This window comes from Lysinibacillus sp. NPDC097279 (genome assembly GCF_044761745.1).
Lineage (GTDB): Bacteria > Bacillota > Bacilli > Bacillales_A > Planococcaceae > Lysinibacillus.
On the sequence record NZ_JBIWDA010000002.1, the window covers coordinates 666,214 to 687,157 of the forward strand.

24 protein-coding genes are annotated in these 20,944 nt (G+C 37.7%); 14 read left to right on the plus strand and 10 right to left on the minus strand.

Annotated elements, in window-relative coordinates:
* Positions 1-2 precede the first annotated feature (2 nt).
* Genes ACIQ1H_RS13360 through moaD form a run of 4 tightly spaced genes read left to right on the plus strand, consistent with a single transcriptional unit; the run spans position 3 to position 2,485 of the window.
* Positions 3-1,292 carry a molybdopterin molybdotransferase MoeA gene (locus ACIQ1H_RS13360; protein ID WP_139860664.1) on the plus strand — a complete coding sequence of 430 codons (1,290 nt, stop codon included), beginning with the start codon at positions 3-5 and terminating at the stop codon, positions 1,290-1,292.
* Positions 1,262-1,777, plus strand: a complete 516-nt coding sequence (gene mobB, locus ACIQ1H_RS13365; protein WP_217270258.1) for a molybdopterin-guanine dinucleotide biosynthesis protein B — start codon at positions 1,262-1,264, stop codon at positions 1,775-1,777. The genes ACIQ1H_RS13360 and mobB overlap by 31 nt, the downstream gene beginning before the upstream one ends.
* Positions 1,777-2,259, plus strand: a complete 483-nt coding sequence (locus ACIQ1H_RS13370) for a molybdenum cofactor biosynthesis protein MoaE (RefSeq protein ID WP_402889505.1) — start codon at positions 1,777-1,779, stop codon at positions 2,257-2,259. The genes mobB and ACIQ1H_RS13370 overlap by 1 nt, the downstream gene beginning before the upstream one ends.
* Positions 2,252-2,485, plus strand: coding sequence for a molybdopterin converting factor subunit 1 (gene moaD / locus ACIQ1H_RS13375; protein ID WP_401018811.1), 234 nt, complete (start codon positions 2,252-2,254; stop codon positions 2,483-2,485). The genes ACIQ1H_RS13370 and moaD overlap by 8 nt, the downstream gene beginning before the upstream one ends.
* Before the next feature lie 231 nt (positions 2,486-2,716).
* Here the strand turns inward: moaD and modB are convergent, their stop codons facing one another.
* Positions 2,717-3,373: a molybdate ABC transporter permease subunit gene (gene modB, locus ACIQ1H_RS13380; protein WP_402889392.1), complete on the minus strand. Its 657-nt coding sequence runs from the start codon at positions 3,371-3,373 to the stop codon at positions 2,717-2,719.
* 2 nt (positions 3,374-3,375) lie between these two features.
* On the minus strand, positions 3,376-4,161 hold the full coding sequence (gene modA, locus ACIQ1H_RS13385) for a molybdate ABC transporter substrate-binding protein (RefSeq protein WP_402889394.1): 786 nt from the start codon (positions 4,159-4,161) through the stop codon (positions 3,376-3,378).
* A gap of 160 nt (positions 4,162-4,321) precedes the next feature.
* Between modA and ACIQ1H_RS13390 the strand changes: the two genes are divergently transcribed.
* Entirely contained in the window at positions 4,322-5,242 is a 921-nt protein-coding gene (locus ACIQ1H_RS13390; protein WP_402889396.1) for a substrate-binding domain-containing protein, read from the plus strand.
* Positions 5,243-5,385: 143 nt separating this feature from the next.
* The gene (locus ACIQ1H_RS13395) at positions 5,386-5,661 is read left to right on the plus strand and encodes a TRIC cation channel family protein (protein ID WP_402889507.1); all 276 of its coding nucleotides are present in this window, start codon (positions 5,386-5,388) and stop codon (positions 5,659-5,661) included.
* A gap of 10 nt (positions 5,662-5,671) precedes the next feature.
* Here the strand turns inward: ACIQ1H_RS13395 and ACIQ1H_RS13400 are convergent, their stop codons facing one another.
* The 4 genes from ACIQ1H_RS13400 to ACIQ1H_RS13415 form a co-directional block, all read right to left on the minus strand.
* Positions 5,672-6,940, minus strand: coding sequence for a PTS ascorbate transporter subunit IIC (locus tag ACIQ1H_RS13400; protein ID WP_173478398.1), 1,269 nt, complete (start codon positions 6,938-6,940; stop codon positions 5,672-5,674).
* A gap of 81 nt (positions 6,941-7,021) precedes the next feature.
* A complete protein-coding gene (locus ACIQ1H_RS13405; RefSeq protein ID WP_337982194.1) occupies positions 7,022-7,285 on the minus strand; it encodes a PTS sugar transporter subunit IIB in 264 nt (87 codons plus the stop codon).
* Positions 7,285-7,740, minus strand: a complete 456-nt coding sequence (locus tag ACIQ1H_RS13410; RefSeq protein ID WP_402889398.1) for a PTS sugar transporter subunit IIA — start codon at positions 7,738-7,740, stop codon at positions 7,285-7,287. The genes ACIQ1H_RS13405 and ACIQ1H_RS13410 overlap by 1 nt, the downstream gene beginning before the upstream one ends.
* Positions 7,741-7,942: 202 nt before the next feature.
* A complete protein-coding gene (locus ACIQ1H_RS13415) occupies positions 7,943-8,839 on the minus strand; it encodes a LysR family transcriptional regulator (RefSeq protein WP_402889400.1) in 897 nt (298 codons plus the stop codon).
* A gap of 137 nt (positions 8,840-8,976) precedes the next feature.
* On the opposite strand from ACIQ1H_RS13415, the gene ACIQ1H_RS13420 reads away from it, so the two are divergent.
* The 8 genes from ACIQ1H_RS13420 to ACIQ1H_RS13455 all read left to right on the plus strand — a co-directional run bounded on the left by ACIQ1H_RS13420 (position 8,977) and on the right by ACIQ1H_RS13455 (position 17,768).
* The gene (locus ACIQ1H_RS13420) at positions 8,977-9,942 is read left to right on the plus strand and encodes an ABC transporter ATP-binding protein (protein ID WP_402889402.1); all 966 of its coding nucleotides are present in this window, start codon (positions 8,977-8,979) and stop codon (positions 9,940-9,942) included.
* Positions 9,936-10,973 (plus strand): ABC transporter substrate-binding protein, encoded by a 1,038-nt coding sequence (locus tag ACIQ1H_RS13425; protein WP_402889509.1) that lies wholly within the window; start codon positions 9,936-9,938, stop codon positions 10,971-10,973. The genes ACIQ1H_RS13420 and ACIQ1H_RS13425 overlap by 7 nt, the downstream gene beginning before the upstream one ends.
* A gap of 185 nt (positions 10,974-11,158) precedes the next feature.
* A complete protein-coding gene (locus tag ACIQ1H_RS13430; RefSeq protein ID WP_402889511.1) occupies positions 11,159-12,820 on the plus strand; it encodes an ABC transporter permease in 1,662 nt (553 codons plus the stop codon).
* Complete coding sequence (locus ACIQ1H_RS13435) at positions 12,813-13,904, plus strand: MBL fold metallo-hydrolase (protein ID WP_402889404.1); 1,092 nt, start codon at positions 12,813-12,815, stop codon at positions 13,902-13,904. The genes ACIQ1H_RS13430 and ACIQ1H_RS13435 overlap by 8 nt, the downstream gene beginning before the upstream one ends.
* Positions 13,901-14,710 (plus strand): hypothetical protein, encoded by an 810-nt coding sequence (locus tag ACIQ1H_RS13440; RefSeq protein WP_402889405.1) that lies wholly within the window; start codon positions 13,901-13,903, stop codon positions 14,708-14,710. The genes ACIQ1H_RS13435 and ACIQ1H_RS13440 overlap by 4 nt, the downstream gene beginning before the upstream one ends.
* Positions 14,711-15,025: 315 nt before the next feature.
* Positions 15,026-16,327, plus strand: a complete 1,302-nt coding sequence (locus ACIQ1H_RS13445; protein ID WP_402889513.1) for a M48 family metallopeptidase — start codon at positions 15,026-15,028, stop codon at positions 16,325-16,327.
* 114 nt (positions 16,328-16,441) lie between these two features.
* Complete coding sequence (locus ACIQ1H_RS13450) at positions 16,442-17,257, plus strand: YitT family protein (RefSeq protein WP_173478579.1); 816 nt, start codon at positions 16,442-16,444, stop codon at positions 17,255-17,257.
* A 133-nt stretch (positions 17,258-17,390) separates the two neighbouring features.
* Positions 17,391-17,768, plus strand: a complete 378-nt coding sequence (locus ACIQ1H_RS13455) for an MmcQ/YjbR family DNA-binding protein (RefSeq protein ID WP_402889408.1) — start codon at positions 17,391-17,393, stop codon at positions 17,766-17,768.
* Between the two features lie 132 nt (positions 17,769-17,900).
* Here ACIQ1H_RS13455 and ACIQ1H_RS13460 read toward each other — a convergent pair whose 3' ends face one another.
* The 4 genes from ACIQ1H_RS13460 to ACIQ1H_RS13475 form a co-directional block, all read right to left on the minus strand.
* Complete coding sequence (locus ACIQ1H_RS13460) at positions 17,901-18,245, minus strand: GIY-YIG nuclease family protein (RefSeq protein WP_402889410.1); 345 nt, start codon at positions 18,243-18,245, stop codon at positions 17,901-17,903.
* Between the two features lie 16 nt (positions 18,246-18,261).
* Entirely contained in the window at positions 18,262-19,017 is a 756-nt protein-coding gene (locus ACIQ1H_RS13465) for a DUF2087 domain-containing protein (protein WP_402889411.1), read from the minus strand.
* Between the two features lie 126 nt (positions 19,018-19,143).
* Entirely contained in the window at positions 19,144-20,022 is an 879-nt protein-coding gene (locus ACIQ1H_RS13470; RefSeq protein WP_402889413.1) for an ABC transporter permease, read from the minus strand.
* On the minus strand, positions 20,022-20,942 hold the full coding sequence (locus tag ACIQ1H_RS13475; protein WP_402889415.1) for an ABC transporter ATP-binding protein: 921 nt from the start codon (positions 20,940-20,942) through the stop codon (positions 20,022-20,024). Before ACIQ1H_RS13475 ends, ACIQ1H_RS13470 begins: the two co-directional genes overlap by 1 nt.
* Positions 20,943-20,944 lie beyond the last annotated feature (2 nt).

Genomic DNA, 20,944 nt, shown 5'->3' on the forward strand with positions numbered 1-20,944 from the left:
AAATGCTAGAAAAAAGACAACCAATTCCAGTAGCAGAAGCTGTTCATCGTGTAATGGACCATGCTTTTCAAGCAAAAAAAGAGCTTGTGTCATTAACGCAAGCCCATGGTCGCTTTATTGCAGAAGCTATTAGGGCCGATCATGATGTACCCGCTTTTGACCGTTCACCATATGATGGCTATGCTATTCGCTCCGTCGATAGCAAAGAAGCTTCTTCGCAGCATCCAGTCCCATTTCAGGTTGTTGGGGAAATTGGCGCAGGCTATATTTATAACGAAGTAGTAGGCGAACGACAAGCTGTCCGCATTATGACAGGGGCTCCTATACCACAAGGCTGTGATGCAGTGGTCATGCTAGAATTAACCCATACTTTTGAAGAAAATCATCAAAAGTATATGTCGATTAAACGATCTTTTGAAGCAGGGACAAACATTTCCTATAAAGGGGAAGATGTACAGCAAGGCACTGTTCTCATTGAAAAAGGTCAATATATTAACCCAGGTGTAATGGCATTACTCGCTACTTTTGGCTATGAGCAAGTACCTGTTTATCGTAAAACGGTCATTGGTGTCATTGCAACTGGTAGCGAATTACTAGAGCCAGGCGAATCTTTACAACCTGGTAAAATTCGAAATAGTAATGCCTATATGATGATGGCGCAAATTGAGCGGGCTGGAGCACAAGTGAAATATTACGGCAAGTTTAGCGATGACCTTGAGTTATGTATTAAAAACGTTGAAAACGCCTTACAGGAAGTAGATATTCTAATTACAACGGGAGGCGTTTCTGTAGGTGATTATGATTATTTACCAGCCATTTATGAAGCGATTCATGCAAACGTACTGTTTAATAAAGTGGCGATGCGTCCAGGTAGTGTGACAACGGTGGCAGCTCGCGACGGCAAATTATTGTTTGGGCTTTCTGGTAATCCTTCAGCTTGCTACGTTGGCTTTGAGCTTTTTGTACGCCCGATTATTCGCACTGCATATAGTAATGCTCAACCCCATTTACGTAGAGCGCAAGCGATTTTAGGGGCGGATTTTACAAAGCCAAATCCCTTTACACGTTTTGTACGCGCACAAGCCTATTATGAAGAAGGTAAGCTAGTTGCAGTACCATCTGGCTTTGACAAATCGAGCGCAGTTTCTTCGTTGGCGTCAGCCAATGCTTTCATCGTCTTACCTGGTGGTTCACGAGGCTATGAAAAGGACATGTCAGTAGCAGTTTTATTGTTAGAAGATTTGCAAGGAAGTGAGTGGCCTTGGGACAACATCGAAAAATCTTACAGATAGTTGGTTATCAAGATAGTGGAAAAACGACGCTGATGGAGCAATTGATTAAACAAGCTACAAAGGAAGGGTTACGAGTAGGAACGATTAAGCATCACGGACATGGTGGTGTGCCAATGGTTGAAACTTCGAAAGATAGTAGTCGGCATGAGCAGGCGGGTGCGATGATTACAGCAGTGGAGGGGGAGGGTACTTTACGGATGAGTATTCACCAAAAAAGCTGGCAACTGGCTGAGATACTAGCGATATATGCTTCCTTTCCAATGGATATCATTTTGATTGAAGGGTATAAATGCGAACATTATCCAAAGGCTGTGCTTCTACGAACAGCACAGGATCATGTGCTACTACAGCGAGTAACCAATATTATTTGTGTAATTTATTGGCCAAGCTATCCACTCGATTCGTCCCTAACGATTCCAGCATTTTCGATACATGATGAAACACAATATATGGAATTTTTATTGAAAGAAATGAGGGGAAAATGATGACTGCAACGTTGTTTGAAATAATTGATAAACCGATTGATGTAGAGCAAGTAAGACAAAAAGTACTTAATCGAAATGCAGGAGCTATTACACTATTTATTGGGACAGTGCGTGAAATGACAAATGGTAAAAAAACATTGCATTTGGAATATCAAGCCTATCCTGCGATGGCGATAAAAATGTTTGAACAGATTGCGAAGGAAATAGAAGAGCAATGGCCAGAAGTAAAAATAGCCATTTCCCATCGTGTAGGGCATTTAGCTATTTCTGATATTGCGGTCGTAATTGCGGTGTCATCACCACATCGTAAAATCGCATATTTGGCAAATGAATATGCGATTGACCGTATTAAGCAAATTGTTCCTATATGGAAAAAAGAACATTGGGAAGACGGGACAGAATGGATTGGTGATCAATTAGAAAATATCCCTTATCCGCAAGGGGAACCAGCTATTCAGGAGGAGGAGGAAAAGTGTGATTAACATCTTATTATTTGCACACCTACAGGAAATGGTTGGTGAATCAAAGCTAACTGTAGAGCTGTCAGATGTGACGGTTGCTCACTTGAAAGAGTGGATGGAAGAGCACTATCCACAGCTATCATTACAACAAATAATGACGGCAGTAAATGAGGAATTTGCAACGGATACTACAATCGTCAAATCGGGCGACACTATCGCCTTTATCCCACCCATCAGTGGGGGATGAAGACAAAAGAACGGCATACAACGTTAAGTTTAATAGGTGTTATAAATTTTGCTATGTAACATGAAAGAAGCTATGCAGTTACGCACAGCACATAAGACGTGTACACTCCGCGAACAAGTGAGGGTTGCGTCTTACAGTGTGCTAAGTGAGGAAAGCACCCGCCGTAACGAACAACAACGGCACAGCAAAAAAAGTGTTAGATTGATCGCGGTCAATCTAACACTTTTTCTCTTATACTTTTAGGATATGGATACTAAGAAGCAAAAGAAAGGAAATAGCAATCATACACAAAACCCATGTCCAGGCAAGGGTCATGTTTCCCGAATCAATTGCCATATAAATAGCTAGCGGTGTTGTTTGTGTTTTCCCTGGAATATTCCCCGCGAACATTAATGTCGCTCCAAACTCGCCTAAAGCTCGTGTGAAGCTTAAAATCCCGCCAGATACAAGTGCTTTTAAAGCAAGGGGTATGGACACATAAAGAAAGACTTGCCATTCGTTAGCCCCATCTACACGTGCTGCATTTTCAATATCACGATCAACAGAGGCAAAGCCCGTTTTAGCTGATTGGTACATTAAAGGAAAGGCAACAATCGTAGAAGCGATAACAGCCGCCCACCATGTGAACATGACTGGCTGATCGAAAAGCCACACAATTAGATTTCCAAAAAAACTATTTTTCCCAAAAATAACGATGAGCAGAAAACCTACTACAGTAGGAGGTAATACTAAAGGTAAGAGCAACACGGTTTCTAGCAATAGCTTCCCTTTAAAATGATAGGTTGTCATCCATTTACCAAGTAAAATTCCTGCTATAATAGCGAGAATCCCCGCAACAAAGGCAATTTCAATTGAAAGTTTAAGTGGAGACCAAAAATCGGTACTCATTTTTAGTGAGCTCCTTTAAACCCATACTTTTTAAAAATATTCATTGCTTCGTCACTTTGTAAAAATTGATAAAAATCTTCCGCTTCTTGAGCATGCTTACTCGCTTTTAAGACACCTACAGGATAAATAATTGGAGCATGCATAGCTTCATCCGCAGTCGCAACGATATCAACTTTATCGGAGACAAGGGCATCTGTCTTATAAACCATTCCAGCATCTACGTTTTCTGTTTCTGTGTAAGTAAGTACTTGACGCACATCTTTTGTATACACCACTTTCGATTCAAGTGAATCCCAAAGTTGCATATTTTTTAATGTGTCGACGCCATACTGCCCAGCAGGAACCGTTTCGGGTGTACCAAGCGCGATTTTTCCTGCTTGTTGTAAATCTTCAAAGGATTTGATTTGTTTTTCATTATTTTTAGGAACAATTAATACTAATTCATTGGCTAAAAGATCCGTTCCTTGCTTTTGATCAATCATTTCTTTTTCTACAAGCGCATCGAATTTATCTTCCGCGGCTGAAAAGAAAAGATCTGCAGGAGCACCCTGTAAAATTTGTTGCTGTAATGCACCAGAACCACCAAAGTTATAGAGGATTTTGATCGTATCGTGTTGTTTTTCATAAGTTGTTTTAAGTTCTTCTAAGGCATCCTGTAAACTAGCTGCCGCAGAAATCGTTAATTCAACGGGTTCGTTTGCTGTCACCTCTTTTTCTTGGTTACCACAGGCTGCAAGTAGCCCAACTAGTAATGCTAGTGTCGCAAATAAACTATAAAATTTTTTCACTATGATAATACTCCTTTTATAACTCGTTATAACAAGACATAACAAATTATAAACAGTTATAAGTAAAAAAGAAAGATAGAATTGGTAGAAAATTTCAAGATGTTCATAAAGCTATAAATACGTTACCATGTAAATAGAGGCATATAGGAGGAGAATTTTTATGTCACAAGAACAATCCTATACGATTGAAGAGGTTGCACAATTATTAAAAGTTTCGAAATTGACGATTTATGATTTAGTGAAAAAGGAAGAATTGCCAGTCTTCCGTGTAGGAAGGCAAATGCGGGTAGATCGTGCTGACTTGCAAGCCTATATACAAAAACGAAAAACAGGTAGTGCATCATTGACATCCGTAGCTACTCCGACTAAAAATTATTCAAAAATAATTATAAGTGGACAAGATTTAGTATTAGATATTTTAGCCAAAAATATTGAGAAAAGGCAGTCTACGAAAGTATTGCGTTCACATGAAGGTAGTTTTAATGGTGTGATGGCATTGTATAATGGAGACTGTGATATTGCGAGTTTACATATGTTTGATGGGGATACAGAAGATTATAATACGCCTTATGTAAAGAAAATCTTTGTGAGCCATCCGTTTATCCTCATGAATGTAGTATCACGTAGAGCAGGTTTCTATGTTCAAAAAGGAAATCCATTGCAAATCCACACATTTGAAGATTTTCAAACAAAGTCATTTAATTTCATCAACCGTGAGAAAGGCTCAGGTGCTCGCACTTTGTTAGATGAGCAATTGCGTATTCATAATATTGTACCGACCACTATTGAAGGCTATTCCCGTGAAGGAATGAGCCATCTTGATGTTGCTTCTGCTGTTGCCAATGGACACGCTGATGTTGGGATAGGAATTGAAAAAATCGCCAAGCTCATTGATGTCGATTTTATTCCAGTTGTTAAAGAGCGTTATGATATTGTGTTATTAAAAACGCCCGAAAACCGACCACTAATTGATGCGGTGAAGGAGATTTTAAATGCATCTGATTTCCAATCTGAAGTGGCTGCGTTAGGAGATTATGACGTCTCTCAAATGGGGCAAGTTATGTATGAAACGCTATCATAAAATGTAATATTGAGTTTATGATAAAAATCAATTCAATTTTAACTAGTAAATTTAATGGTCGTTGTGTCATTTGGATATTGCACAGCCTCTATGTAAATTTCACGATATATGGTGAGATGGATAAATTAGTAGGTATTACTGCTATGATATTAGCCCGCCATAAAATAGCTTGCGTTGTTAATGCGCAACTATTTTATGGGCGGGCTTTTTTGTATATAAAAAGGGGGTTGGATTATGTGACCTGTACTGTATTACACATCATTGGCATGATTGCATACGCCATAAGTGGTGCATTTGTTGCGATACAGGCCAAATATTCTTTTATTGGTATATTTGTGCTCGGTCTTACTACGTCTGTCAGAAGTGCCAGGCACGCAAATAATTCTGACAATTTATTTAGAACGAGACTTTTAGTATAGAGAGATGCTATTACACTGCACCAAATAATTTTAAAATATTGATAATGACAATACCGACAATGCCAAAGTCAGAATCACCAAATGTTGTTCCTTCATAGCCGATGTCACCCATGAAAATAAGTAATATAGCAGGGATGAAGCTGATGATTAAACCGTTGGCAAAAGCACCTGCCATTGAGCCGATTCGACCACCTGTTGCATTTCCAAAAACGCCTGCGGCTGCACCTGTGAAGAAATGAGGCACGAGACCTGGGATAATAACTTTTAGTCCAATAAGTGGGAGTGCAAACATAGATAATAAACCAGCTAAAAAGCTAAAGAGGAAGCCGATGATAACAGCGTTAGGAGCAAATGGGAAAATTGTCGGGCAATCTAATGCAGGCTTGGCATTTGGTACGAGCTTATCGGCAATGCCTTTAAATGCTGGAATAATTTCAGCAATTAGCATGCGGACACCAGCAAGGATAATATAAACACCAGCAGCAAAAGTAATCGCTTGAATAATTGCGAAAACGATGAAATTAGAACCACCCGATAGTTGTGCTTCAATATAAGAGCGACCTGCGAATAATGCCACTACAATAAAAAATATGGTCATTGTTAAGGAAATTGCAACGGATGTATCTCTTAAAAATCCTAGTGATTTAGGAACTTGAATTGCTTCTGTTGTTTTAGCTTTGTTGCCAAAAAGCTGACCAATTTTAGCAGAAATATAGTAGCCTATACTTCCAAAATGACCAACTGCAAAATCATCACTGCCTGTAATTTGGCGCACAGTAGGTTGTAAAATGGCTGGGAAAATAACCATACAAATACCTAATAAGATGGATCCAGTAATTATAAGTGGGATGCCACTCATTCCACCAACTGAGAGTGAAGCCGCGATTAAACACGCCATAAATAATGTATGATGCCCAGTTAAAAAAATATATTTTAAAGGCGTAAATCGCGCTAGCAATAAGTTCATGATCATACCGAATACCATAATCATGGCAGTAGATGTTCCAAAAGTCGTTTGCGCTGCAGCTACAATAGCCTCATTGTTAGGGATTACCCCTTGAACTTGAAAGGCATGGTCGAACATTTTACTAAAATGCGTTAAAGAACCAATTAAAACTGCTGCACCTGCACCTAAAATGACGAAGCCCATTATCGTTTTTAATGTACCTGAAAGAACAGTTGAAGCGGATTTTTTTTGGATTAGTAAGCCAACAAGAGCAAATAGGCCGACTAAAATTGCTGGTGTACCTAAAATGTCATTCATCATAACATCTAACATACCAACACCTCATCCTATTCAGTTTTTCAAACTTTATAAATAGTTAATACCACAGACTATTAGCCGTACAAATAAATTTCCTTAAAGCAATGGCTCAAGCTTTAATTTGATTTCTTGAATACTCATCATATTGACGATACGAACGATTTTTCTAACACCATTATCTAATTGATCTACAATATCTCCTGCACCGATATAAATATCTGCCTTCTCTGCCGTTGCAGATGTTAAATCTGTATGAGTTACCTCTGCTTCTTTTCCGAGTTCAAGTAGTGCTTTTTTTACGTTCAGTTCCATAATGAAGCTACTGCCTAAACCATTTCCGCAAACGACTAAAATTTTCATCATAATCGCTCCTTTGTCGCATATTGTTTAATTTTTTCAACAATGCAATCTGGATGTTGGCATCCAATAATCTCGTCAATTTGACTAGGTTCTTGTAACACTTGTGTTAAATCAACTAAGGCTTGTAAATGTGTTGTATGATCAGTAGCTGCTAAAACGATAATTAGTGATACAGGTTTATCTGTTCCAAATAGTACAGGGTTTTGTAAATTTAATAAGCTCATCGATAATTCCTTTACTCCATCAGATGGACGAGCATGTGGTATTGCCACTTTAGGTGTCAGCACGACATATGGACCATGTTGTTCGATGGATTGTATCATCGCTTGAATATAGCGCTTTTCTATTTTGTTTTGCTGTAAAAGGGGTGCTGCAGCGACGTGTATAGCATCTTGCCAGTTAGCGACTTCGTTAACAATTTGAATCGTCTCTATATTGAGTAACTCGGTAAGCAAGTTGTTATCCCTCCTTTCAGTAGAAATCAACATGTCTTCTATCCAAGGTATTAATGCATGCTAAGAAATTATGTCAAATTGTCGAATGTTTTTAACGAAATTGTTGAAAAGGGGGGAATACATAATAATCCGCTAGAAGAAAGAGGGAAGCTCACAGATGTTTGTATCTGTGAGTCTTGTTGTTTGATTATGATGAACAGCATTAAGACTGGATTTTTCGTGCTAAATTATAAATGGCTTTTTTGACGAATGCGTCAATCTTATTATCTAGTCTGGACTGAGGATATATAAGCTGAATTTTTCGTTTCAGTGCTATATCATGTAAGTCTTTCTGTACCAATAAGCCTGATTGCAGTTCTTCTTCAATAAGGGATACGGACAGAAAGGCTATTGTTTTACCAAAGGTGAGCATTTTTTTAATCGTACTGACAGAATCGAGTTCAATTGTATTGAAAGATGGTTGAAAAGGGTTTAGCCATTTTTCAATAAAATGGTTGGTTGAACTCGAAGACGTATGTAATAATACTTTGTTTTTAAGGACATCTGATTGCGAGATGTCCTTTTTTGCTGCCAGTTCGTGACTAGGGCTTAATGCTAAAACGAGTGAATCTTCGCCAATCGTTTCATAGCAAAGTGTTGAATTTTGTTTCTTCGTTTCCATTATTAAGCCAAAATCAAGCTCCTGCAAGGCTACCATTTTTTCGATTTCAGGTGCGGTTTTTACTTCTAAGGAAATGCGAATGTCAGGATAAGCTGTGGAAACTTGGTTAATGATTTCAGGCATAAAAATATGGGCAGGGAGTGCACTTGCTCCTAAACGTATGGAGCCAACATTTCCTGCTAGTAGATTTTCAATGAAGCGGTCCATATCGTTTTGTAATTGTACGATTTGGCGTGCATAGTGAAACAGCCCTTCCCCTGCTTCGGTTAAACGATAACCACCAGCATTTGTTCGAAATAAGCGTACACCGTATTCTTCTTCAATGGAGCGAATATGAAAGGAGACAGTAGGCGGTGTAATACCTAGCTCTTTAGCGACAGGAGCTAATTTTTTTAAATCGACGAGTAAGCAAAATGCCTGTAATTTTAGATAATTCATTTTAGCCTCCTAAAGGAAATTCGATAAACTATTGCATTTACTTTAGTTTATTAGATTTTTTTTAACGACATATTAATAGTAGGTTAATATTTTCTAAATATCTGGAAACTATAGTAGAGATAGACGAGGAGGATACGATGAAAATCTCAATTACAAATTTAGAGAAAAAATATGGACATGCACAAGCGCTATGGCCTATTAATGTGGAATTAAACAGTAAGTTCATTACAATTTTAGGACAGTCAGGCTGTGGTAAAACGACATTATTGAAATTACTAGCTGGTCTTGAAAAACCAACGAATGGTGAAATTGCATTCGATGACACAATTATTTATTCTTCTAAACTTCGTAAAAATGTTAAACCAAATCAACGCAATATCGCTATGGTCTTTCAAGATTTCGCGCTCTGGCCACATATGACCATTTTCCAGAACATCGCATTTGGTTTAAAAAAGATTGTACCAAAGGCGGAAATACCAGCACGGGTAGCGTATGTGATGCGTTTGGTGAACATGGAGGGATATGAAAATCGCAAGCCAGGACAGTTATCGGGTGGACAACAACAGCGAGTAGCACTTGCGAGAGCACTGGCAACGAATCCAAAGTTAATCTTATTTGATGAGCCATTATCAGCGTTAGACGCGGTGCTAAGAGAAAAAATGCAAGATGAAATTATGCATATTATCCATGAATTCGATTGCCAAGCTATATTTGTTACACATGATCAAACGGAAGCAATGACGATGTCAGATCAAATTATTGTGATGGAGTCAGGAAAAATTGCGCAGGTAGGGTCACCACAGGAAATTTATCATGCACCAGCAACTCCTTATGTAGCGGATTTTATAGGTAAGGTCAATTGGCTCGATAAAGGGAATCGGATTGTACGTCCCGAGGGGGTATCGAGAAAACAATATCCTGGAACTATTGCGAAACAAGCGATGATTGTAAAAAGTACTTTCATTGGAGATCGCTATTTGGTTCAGGCACAAGTAGAAGGAAAACAATGGAGCTTTTATGAAAGCATGCCTTTAGAACATGGCAAACAACTTGAGGTTTTTGTAGATACAAAACAAATATATCAATTGGAGGGCTTATCGTGAAAAAACGATTCAAATTACTAGCAACTGCTGGGATTCTTTTAGCACTAACATTAGCGGGGTGTGGCAATAACAAATCAGCCGACAGTGTCAATAATGAGGCAGCAAGTGCAAAGCCGAAAGAAGAAGTGCAAACATTAACGGTTTATTCAGCTGGTCCAGATGGCTTAGCTGCCAATATACAGCAAGCATTTGAAGAAAAAACGGGCATAAAAGTAGAAATGTTCCAAGGAACAACAGGCAAAATTTTATCTCGTCTAGAAGCGGAGAAAAATAATCCTGTAGCAGATATCGTTGTATTAGCTTCCGTCGCATCAATGGATGGATTAAAGGAATCCAATCAGTTACTTAGCTATCAAGAAGCAGAAAATGCGACGAAAATGAATAGCGATTGGTCTGATGGAGAGGGCTATTATTATGGTTATAGTGCCTCAGCATTAGGCATTGCGTACAATACGAAAAATACAAAAGACATTCCATCTGAATGGACAGATTTAGCTAAACCAGAGTGGCAAGGGAAAATGAATATCCCTGACCCGAGTTTGTCAGGCTCTGCGGTCGATTTTATTTACGGTTATACAGAAGCGGAAAAGACAGCTTGGGATACAATCCAATTATGGAAAAACAATGGACTCCAAGTGAATGGCGCAAATAAGGAAGCGCTAGATGCAGTTATTACAGGTGATAAAAATGCAACAATCTCAGGTGTAGACTATATGGCTTATAAAGCAAAAGCGAGTGGGGAGCCAGTAGAAATTGTTTATCCGAAGAGTGGAACGGTTGTAAGCCCTCGAGCAGTCGCTATTATGAAAGATGCTAAAAATGTGGAAGGTGCAAAAGCATACGTCAATTTCCTACTTTCAGATGAAGGACAAAAGCTAGTGACAGATGCATATTTACTGCCAGGTAATAACGAAATTGCTGTAAAAGATCGTGCGGCATTAGATGAGATTCCACAGTTAAAGGTGAACTGGAAAGGTTCAGAGTCAAAGCAGCTTGATATTTTAACGAAGTTTAACGATATATTCCGATAAGAGGCAATGAGTCTATAAGTCTCATTCCTACTAGAAGATGCGATAAATAGGTAAAGAAAAAATTCGCTTTCAGTCATAAGACTTTGAAGAACAGCACTGACGATTGCGGATTTTTTCTAAATACAAAACGCATCATTTTATTAGGAATATCTACACTAGGTTTCTATGAAAGGAATGATGCAATGATGATAATGGAAGGCAGACGCACTTTTAGCTTCTTATTAACGATTGTCGCAACGTTTGCTATCGCGCCATTAATAGCCATTGTTTATTATACATTTGTCCAGGATGGTCATTTTGATGTTTCACAAATTAGTAGAATGTTTGACAATGATCGTTTGTGGCGTACATTGGGTAATTCTTTATTATTAGGAGTTTTCGTGATTTTAGGGACTACAATACTGGCATTACCTATGGCATTTATTCGCACAAAAACAAGCTTACATAAATATGGTTGGCTAGATATTATTTTAACGATTCCATTTATGACACCTCCTTATATCGGTTCTATGGGTTGGATTTTATTTATGCAAAATAATGGTTTTTTACAGCAGTTAGTACCTGGTACCGCTTGGTTATCCAATGCCTTTTTTTCTTTATTTGGCATGGTGATGGTTATGAGTCTGCACCTGTTTCCTTTTTTATATTTAATGCTGAAAAATACGCTACTTAGAATTAATGGTTCATTTTTAGATGCAGCCCTTATTTTTGGCCGCAGCTCATTAAGAAATTGGCTGCAGGTTATATTGCCTTTACTCGTTTCAAGCTATGTTCTAGGAGTATTGCTCATTTTTATTAAAACGCTAGCGGAATTTGGGACGCCTGCAACGTTTGGCAGTCGTATTGGATTTCAAGTGTTTACAACAGAAATTCACTCTTATCTTTCAAGATGGCCAGTTGATATTCGGATGGCAACATCGCTATCATTATTTTTACTTTCCGTGTGCCTCGTTGTTTGGTACTTTCAAAATCTTATTGGACGAAAGTTTACATATAGCGTGCTTTCAGGAAAAACACCTGCTGTTCGTGAAATAAAAGATAAATGGTATATCAAGTTTGGGTCATGGTTTTATGTTGGGATTGTGTTATTGCTTGCTATTGGAATTCCGTATTTTTCAATTGTCGTAACTTCTTTACAAAAGGTGCGAGGAGACGGTTTAAGTGCTGGCAATTTCAGTTTTGCGTCGTATCAGGCTTTGTTTACTAGCGGTAGCGCGGGGTTAGCCGCATTTTTGAATAGTATTGTGTTTTCAATTGTCACTGCCGTTATTACAGCGATTATTGGATTTTTTATTGCACTATACGTTAAAAAGGGCGAAACGAAAAAGCAACAAATGTTAGATTTCTTTAGCCTAATGCCAAATATTATTCCAGGAATTGTTTTTGTCGTCGGTTTAATTATGTTTTGGAATGCACCTTGGCTACCAGCAACGATTTACAATACAAAAACAATGGTAGTGGTGACGTATTGTGTGCTTTTCCTACCATACTCTGTGCAATATACAAAATCGACATTTTCACAGTTAGATCAATCTATTTTCCAATCAGCTGCTATTTTTGGGCGGAATAGTTGGGACATGTATCGATATATTTTCATCCCACTGTTAATGCAGGGAATACTTGCTGGTATGATGATGACATTTATTATTTCAATGCGTGAGTTAGTCGCAGGTCTTCTTATTTTGCCACCTTCAGTGGAAACAGGAGCAACGTTTATCTACAGCCAATTTGAACAAGGCAATGTAGGGCTAGGAATGGCTGTTGCTGTTATTACAGTCGCTATGACAGTTGTTTTTATGTTCCTATTAGATTGGCTTCAAAGGCGGGGAGGGCATGTAGGTGCTTAAGATAGAAATTTTAGGCGGCGTTGGGGAGTATGGCCGTAACTGCTTTTATCTTGAAAAGAATGGCCATGCCATTTTACTAGATTGTGGTGTTATGAACAATCGTGAAAAGACAAAGCCAAATTTAACACCTGCTCATGTGGCAAAACTAGATGCCGTGTTTATATCTCATTCCCATATTGACCATGTAGGAGCGCTTCCTTTACTTGCACAATGGGGCTACGATGGGCAATTGATTATGAGTGAAATAACCGCAAAACAATTACAACAATCTTTTCAAAATATTAGAACGTTTGAGCCAGCATCGCTAGGCAAATGGGTCAATGTTAACGATCATCTTTCTTTTCTATGGGGCTATAGTGGGCATTTAATAGGAAGTGTGTGGTACAGTATTCGCTTTTTAGAGGAGGTGATATTTTTTTCAGGCGATTATGTGATGGATTCCTATCTATTAAAGGCAAATCTTCCGATAGAGCATAGTGAAAAGTATGACGTAGCATTCATAGATAGTGGTCATGTTGAGAAACGTATTCACAACAAAGAAGTATTACAGCAATTAGCGGATTATATCGAAGCGAACGATCGTAATGCAATACTTTTTCCTTCTTCCTTTTCTGGCAAAACGGCTGATATTGCATTTTACCTTTTTGAGCATACGACTAGAAAGGTGTCTATCGCGAAAGATTTTTTACCTTTTTTTGAAGAGTATTACGATGCACCTGATAATGTTATATTCTCTCCGCTCTTGTCATCATTCAAAAAAGAATGCTTACAAGAGCGGACAAGAGCAGAGAACGCCATTTATTTTGTTCCAGAGCGCGATGACGTAATAATATCGAAGCTACTTACGGATTTACCATCAGCCAATGTCATCTTTACGGGGTACTTTAATAAAGGTAGTTACATTCAACAATTAGCACCAAATCAACTAAAACATTTTTTCTACAAAACACATCCTGATTATGAGGATACTATCGTGCTATCAAAGTATATTAATGCTCATCAAACCATCTATTTTCATAGTCAATTAACAAATAAAGAAACGACACTATTAAAAATAATCGGAAGTGAGGGTGAAAATATATGAAATATTATTTGAAGAGGCTTGCATTGAAATTAGGCGTAATAGGATTAGTATTAAGCATGTTTGGAGTAATGGGTGCCGTACAAGCAAAAGCCGCCATCGAGCCTGGGCATGAGATTAAATATAATTTGAAATCAGAGCTATTCAATGAGTCAGATATTTTAAACTTTTTTGCAGCTACTAAAAAAGATGAAGTGAAAATTTACTACTTCGATACACAGAGTAAAGATTTTTTAAGTACAGACTATAACAATCGTTTACGCGTTTATAAAGATAGCAATAAAATCGACATTACGTATAAAAAGAGATTTCTTAATACACCACTTGAAGAAGCACTTGCAATAACTGAAAGCCATGGTTTTACTGGTGACGAATCCAACTATAAATTTGAAATGGATATTAAGGGTGGTAATCGTACATTTACTATTAGTCGAAAAGAGTCATTGAAGGAAACTACTAAAGTTAACTATAATTCGGTGGATACAAGTGCAGCCAAAAAATTAATTTTAGAAAATGTGCCAAAGAAAATTTTAAATTGGGACTCTGCTACTTGGTATAACAATACGTTATCACAGGCAGTCGTGTATGGACCTGCCAAGGCAACAACATATAAAGGAAGCTTTGCAGGTTATGAGGCAGATATTGAAGTTTGGCATTATCAAGGTGAAATCATGACAGAGTTATCGACAAAAGAAAATAATGCTGCAAAAGCTGCCACGATTGAAAAAGTATGGCGTGAACAACTTCAAGCAGCAGGTTATCTAAGTGAGGATCAGAGAGGGAAAACAGCGTTTGTTATGGATAAGTAAATAACACTCTTTGCATAGTTATTTATTTACAGATGCAATAAGATTTTATAAAAAAATTTCGTGAAGATTCTACAGATTGCTGTTAAAGCAATCGTTAGAAGTACACGGGATTTTTTTATTTTTCTAGCATAGTGGGTAATAAATATTGTGACACAGTAAAAGATAGTTTACATACAGCTGTTTGATCAAATAATGAAGTAAAATGGTCCAACTCTTTTAAGATAAAATAAAAACACATAAAGTTTGTTCTAACTTTTTCAAATTAGCTTACACTTACTATAGGACGAACTTTGTGTGGAGTAAGGGGGAAATAACATAGCGAAAAAAATGGGAATTATTGCGCTATTCTTATTTGGTGTGTATGTTCTTTGCATGTACTGGTATATTTTCCATAGTGGTGGCGGCACGATTCCGCGGGCGTTTCAAGGAACAGCTGCGGACCCAGTCATGTTTATGTCTGAAAAAGAGCTAAACTTAAGTGGTGAATATTCAAAAATACGAAATTTCCTATTTTTCGTAGTAACACCGTTTGAATGGCTCGTTTATATCGTCATTTTGTTAATGGGAGTTTCTCGTTATTTTGAAAAAGTGGCTACCTCACAAACAAAATGGAAACTGCTGCAAAATGCTGCTTATTTATTTTTGTTATCATTTTTGCTTTATGTCGTTCTTTTCCCAATTGAATACTATCGCTACAATTTAAGTAAAAGCTATGGGATAAGTACACAAGCATTTACTTCATGGATGCGAGATGGAGTTGTTGATTTTTGGGTCAATTTTGGCATGACCTTTATTGTCGTATCAGTTATTTATTGGTTAATTAAAAAGAGCGCAAAGAGATGGTGGCTATACGCATGGCTATTAACAATACCATTTACGATTTTTGTCATGTTTCTTCAGCCCGTTGTCATTGATCCGCTATACAATGATTTTTATCCGTTAAAAAATAAAGAGCTTGAAACAAAAATTTTAGCAATCGCTGATCAAGCCGATATTCCAGCAGAACATGTTTATGAAGTCAATATGGCGCAAAAGACCAATGCTCTAAATGCCTATGTAACAGGTATCGGTAGTAATTCAAGAATTGTACTATGGGATACGACATTAAATCGCTTAACGGATAATGAAATTTTATTTATCATGGCGCATGAAATGGGACATTATGTTGAGAAACATATTTACTTTGGCATTGCAGGTTATTTATTGTTGACCTTAGTAGGGCTTTGGATAACAGCAAAGACTATGAGGTGGGCGATTGCTCGGTACGGACATGCAATAAAAATTACGAAAATGAGCGACATTCATTCCTTGCCACTATTTTTACTAATTACATCCTTTTTATTATTTGCATCAAGCCCTTTATCTAATTATGTATCAAGATATCAGGAAATGAGAGCGGATCAGTATGCTATATCTTTAATGAATGATCGTACGGCAGCGGTAACTGCATTCCAAAAACTTACAATCTCAGGGTTGAGTGAAGTTAATCCGCCGCTTCTTGTTAAATGGTTCCGCTATACCCATCCGACGATGCTTGATCGAATTATGAAAGTGGCAGAAACAGAAGAACCGAAAAATGAAAAGCCACTAAAAGAAGAACAGAAAAAAGGTAAATAGAATGTGTAGTAAGTTACTACAATTCATGAAGGTTTAGGTTTTTAGGGCGAATAAGTTGGGTATTCTAAAGAGAAGATTATCAAAATTGTTCGTTGTAGAATGGTAGGGGAATTCATGCGCAATATTGTGATTATCACGCTTGCTTCGATATTAATGGCATTTGCATATAATTTTTTATTAATACCGCATGAGATTTTAAGTGGCGGATTAAGTGGGATTGCCATTATGCTTGGTATTGTGACGCCTTTGAATACAGGTATATTAAACCTTTTATTAAATTTACCGTTGCTAATTTTAGGTGTGATGAAGCTGGGGAAACGCTTTATTGCTTATACAATCCTATCTGTTGCGGTAATGTCTATCTCTTTGTTAATCATTCCAATTTATAAGGCAACAGAGGAACCGATATTAGCATCCTTATTTGGTGGAGTTATTGTCGGTCTATGTGTCGGTCTCGTTTTTCGCGCATCGGGTTCCTCAGGTGGCTTTGATATTATAGCGATGCTTTTAAGCCGTAAAAGAGACTTTCCGCTTGGTGCACTGATTTCAGCAATGAATGGTATTGTAGTGGCAATATCAGGATTTGTCTTTAGTTGGGATGCAGCCTTGCTGACGCTCGTGTCAATCTACGCCACAGGGAAGGTTGTCGATACAATCCATACAAGTAATATTAAACTAACGCTTATGATTATTACGAGTAATGGTGAGGATGTAAAACAACAACTATTAACGAGATTACAACGGGGCATAACGATGATGGATGCCAAAGGTGGGTATTCAGGTGAAGGACGAAAAGTACTCATTACCGTTATTACACGCTACCAGCTTGCGGAAGTGAAAAGTTTAATAAAAGAAGTAGATGCGAAAGCATTTGTAAATATTTTGCAAACGACCGAAGTAATCGGGGTGTTTGATCGTGGTTCTAAATAATAAAAACATGTATTGATGATTACCTTAAATATAGTCACTTTAGAAAAAAATGTATTTTAAAAGCACGCGTTATTGATTATAATGATAATCGAACGTGTGTTTTTATTTTCTAGGATAGAAGGATGGGGTAACGATGCAAAAAGATACGATTCATGCATTTTGTTTAAAGCTACGCGGAACGACTCATGATTACAAAGAAGAATGGCAGGCAGACCGCTATCATATTGGGGGGAAAATGTTTGCGATGATGGGCGGAGATGCTACAAGGAAGCCCATTATCACTTTAAAATGTGAACCTAGTCGAGCAGAAGAATTAAGAGAAACCTACGAAGGAATCATTCCAGGGTACTATATGAACAAAACTCATTGGAATTCGATTTATATGGATGCAAATATTCCAGAAGGCTTACTTGAAAATTTAATCCAGCACTCCTATGACCTCGTGTTCGCAAAGTTAACAAAAAAAGCACAATTAAGTGCCAGTCACTCAAACAATTCTGAATTTTTATAGTTGGTTGCGAGAGCGCACGCAATGTAAGCCGCAACATACCACGCGATAGCGAGGGTTGCGGCTTACGTCGTGCCCTAAGTGCCAGTCACCGAAACAATTCTGAATTTTGAAGTGCTAATCACTTAAATATAATTAAGAATTATAGCCCAGCTCACCATAAGGCTGAAGCTCTTCAAGCCACTTTTCTTCTAGCTTTTCAAGTTCCTTTTTTGCGTCAAAATAGCCTTCTTCTTTTTCCTTCAAATACTCCACGACCTCGAGCTGAAAAGCATCTTTGCCAAATGTATTGTAGTCAGCCTGTAGCGCTTTATTCGTATAAGTATTTGTTTTTAACATAAATTGAAATCCGTTTAATCGTTTTAAGTTATTGAAGCTCCCGACAAACACTTTACCATTTTGTTTGTTTGTCATTGTAAAAACTCCTGCTTCAATTTTCATTTCTTTATACATTTCTTTTAATTCTTTTTTGTGGTCCATTGTTAACCCTACCTTCTTATTTTTTTACCCAGTAAGCACTGCCATCGTCTACACGATCCATAAAACCGTATTGAATTAAATAGCGACGAATTTGTACATAATCCTCATATATTGGTTGAATGATTGCATTAAGCTCTTTTTCTGTATACTGTTTTGACTCATCGAGAAGCGTTGTAATCGCACGTAGTACAACGATTTTATGCTTTTCTCGTTTTGGGAAGCGGACGAGCTCTTGATCGATGCCATTCGGGAAGTATTTTGCAAGCAGCTGTTGTTCTTCCGTAAGGGTGATGTTATAGCGATCGTCGACCATCGTAGCCGTTTTGTGAATCGGTACAAAAGAATCTTCCTTTTGATCTTGTTGTTTTAAAAGCTCCATCATGGCAAGAAATGTTTTAGCTTGACGCTCTTTTTCTTTTAAAGCAAAACGATGATGTCTAATAGTCGTTGCGCTGCCAATTTCTAGCTCCTCTTTAATTTCCTGATCGGTTTTACCCTCATAAAAAAGGCGCAAAATATGACTCTGATGTTCTGTTAAACCTGTCATTTTTTTATTTAAGCCATTTAAGTAATGAAAAACTGATTGGTGTGAAGCAGTAATATGGTGCTGCATAAATTTCTCTGCCTCATATAGGACATCTTCATGTGGATAAATAATACCCTTTTCGATTTTCTCCCCACAAAGAAGGCAAGTGTAGTGTGTAGCTTCATTTGTATAGCCATGTGTTATGTCCTCGATAGAAGCCTGCCAAAATAATTGATTTACATCCATTGTGAAACCTCCTGAAAAACAAACGATTATTTATTTTGTTTGTTTATTTATATTTAAAATAACAAAGTGTTTGGTAAAAAGCAATAAAAATACACATCGCGTTTGCTGGCGATGTGTATAAAATGACTATTCATGATTTTTCTTTTTGAAAATCATAACTGATAAAATAGCAAGTATGAAAATTGTTACTAGAATCACTATATAACTTATTGATAGGTTAAGAGAATGCCCATTGAGCTCATAAACAATACCATAGTTCAGCTTATAGCTCTCCACCTGTGCAGCGGGAACACCGTCAAAAACTTTTGTTATTGAGCTATCCATAAACGCATTACGTAATAAAAGTGTCGTATGACTAATAGGGAAATACATAATAAGCTGTTGGGCAAAGTTTGGTAGTACACCGACAGGTACATATACACCACATAAAAAGCCTAATACCGTACCGACAATTGTACTCAGTGTTGAAAAAGCGTTTTGAGTGCTTACAAATAGTACGAGAAAAACATTAAATACGCTCGCCAATAACACAGACAATAATAGAATACCTATCACAGTAATTAAGGAGCCAAAGCTAAGTAGATGACCGCCAGTGGCCACTAAGAAAATTTCACAGCCGACAAGGGCAATGAGTGAGAAGATACAGCCGATAATAAAAGCATTCATAACATAGCTCATCTGAATTGTTGCGCGGGAAATAGGGGCAGTTAAAAAATCTGCTGTCGCTTTGGATTCACTATCACGAACGGCAATAGCAAATGCGGCTAGTGTTGTGGTAACAGCCATCATGGATAATAAACCTGCCACAAGCCATTCATTGACCATTGCGATTAATTCTGGTGTTGCCTCTGTCATTTGCTCAATAGCGTCCACTTGCATTTTTTGCAGAAACACTGCATAAAGAACGATAACAATGATTACGGAAAGGAGGGAGAAAAAGACTTGGGTTTTATCTCTCCTAAAAACCTTATTATTACGTTGAATTAAGCTAAACATTGCTTCCATTACATCGCATCTCCTTGTGCCATAATATGAAGAAAAACATCGTCCATCGTTCCTTTAATAACTTCAAACGAGGCTAGTAGGGACTCAGCACTTTTTAAAAGGGAAAGTGCATGCATAGTAGAGTCTAGTTGAACTGAGAAAATGCCGTGCTTTTCGGTGAAATGTAATGTGTTGTCCTTAAGCCACTTTAACCCCATCGAACGATCATGAAATACAAGTGCCATTTGGTCATAGGCATATTGTGTTTTTAAGAAATCAGGTGTTCCTTCAGCGACAATGCGACCTTGCTTTAATACGATGACCTGATGCGCAACGGCAGCTTCTTCCATATAGTGTGTTGTTAGAAACACTGTCATATTTGTTTCTTCCTGTAGTTGTTTAATCGTTTGCCAAACAAATTGGCGTGTTTGTGGATCAAGCCCAGTTGTAGGTTCATCTAAAAATAAGATTTTCGGTCGATGAATAAGTGCTCGAGCGATATCTGCACGTCTTTTTTGGCCTCCAGATAATGTGCCATATTTTTGCTGTTCAATATCTTCTAAATGTAAATAGGTCGAGACAAATTGATAGTTTTCTGCAAGCTGTGCTCTCGATAAACCATATGTTTTGCCGCGGTGGATAATATTTTCACGTACCGTTAACCGTTCATCTAGTAGACTTTGCTGAAAGACGACGCCGATTGATTTACGAATTTCCCCATTCATCGATTTTTCATCGAGCGTATAGCCGTTAATCGTTACAGTTCCACTTGATTTTTGTAATAATGTACATAAAATTTCAATAGTGGTCGATTTACCAGCACCATTGGCACCTAAAAAAGCAAAAAGCGAGCCTTGTTCTACCTTAAAGGAAATGCCTTTGACCGCTAAATGTTCGCCATAATGCTTTTGTAAATGTTCGACTTGAATCGCAAACGTCATAT